This window comes from uncultured Aquimarina sp. (assembly GCF_947496855.1).
In the GTDB taxonomy this organism is placed as follows: Bacteria; Bacteroidota; Bacteroidia; order Flavobacteriales; family Flavobacteriaceae; genus Aquimarina.
The window spans coordinates 1-1,378 of the sequence record NZ_CANMED010000025.1; the positions used below are offsets into that span (position 1 = coordinate 1).

At 39.6% G+C, this 1,378-nt stretch carries 1 pseudogene; it reads right to left on the reverse strand.

Features of this window, described 5'->3' with window-relative positions:
* Positions 1-1,378 (reverse strand): annotated as a pseudogene (locus tag Q0921_RS24895) (hypothetical protein); the annotation flags it as partial.

Sequence of the window (1,378 nt, forward strand, 5' to 3'; positions counted from 1 at the left end):
CCGTAAATGTATATGTAATAATATCTCCAACATTAGAACCACTTAAAACACTTGTCTTAACTAATGTTAATTCTGGAACTGGTACGGTATAGTTTGTTTCATCATCCTCTACTGGTGTATCTGCATCCGGAGTGCTATCTGGAGTACTATCTGGATCAAAATTATCACTCGCTGTAATCTCAGCAAAGTTTGTATAGTTACCCGTATCTGTTATTACTGCCGTGTAAGTTAGCACTAATGGAGTTGTTGTTGTAACATTTAAACCACTCCAACTAATAACCCCTCCACTAAGAGTACCTCCGTTACTGATACTACCAATGGTAGTATATCCATCAGGAATCGTATCTCCAACACCAACACCCGTAGCATTATTTGAACCATCATTGCTAATTGTAATACTAAAAGTTACTGTATCTCCAACACTAATCACCGTATTAGTATCCGCATCTGTTGTCAGTACTGCACTCTTTTCAATACTTAAATCACTTGCAGAATCAACACCTGGATCAGCATCATCTTGATCATCCTCTGTCAATATATCATTATCTGGTGTACTGTCTGGATCAAAGTTATCACTTGCAGTTACTTGTGCTACATTCACATATGTACCCGTAGCATTCACCGTCGCAACAACTGTTAAGGTAGCTGTACCACTATTGTTAATCGTACCGATATCCCAAATACCTGTTCCTACTGTATAAGTACCTTGACTTACTGTTGGCGTACCAACAATCGTATACCCATTTGGAACCTGATCTGTTACTTCAACACCTGTAGCATCATTTGGACCGCTATTGCTTACTGTTACCGTAAAGGTAACTGTATCACCTGGAGTAACATTTGTACTCGTATCTGCATCTGTTGTTAACACAACTCCTTTAACAACATCTAAATCACTTACTGGAGAAACTCCCGGATCTGCATCATCTTGATCATCTTCTGCCAATACATCATTATCTGGTGTACTGTCTGGATCAAAGTTATCACTTGCAGTTACTTGTGCTACATTCACATACGTACCCGTAGCATTCACCGTCGCAACAACTGTTAAGGTAGCTGTACCACTATTGTTAATCGTACCGATATCCCAAATACCTGTTCCTACTGTATAAGTACCTTGACTTACTGTTGGCGTGCCAACAATCGTATACCCATTTGGAACCTGATCTGTTACTTCAACACCTGTAGCATCATTTGGACCGCTATTGCTTACTGTTACTGTAAAGGTAACCGTATCACCTGGAGTAACATTTGTACTCGTATCTGCATCTGTTGTTAACACAACTCCTTTAACAACATCTAAATCACTCGTCTGACCAACTGTAGGTGTATTGGAATCTTCATCATCCTCACTCTGATCTCCATCGTCATTATTTGG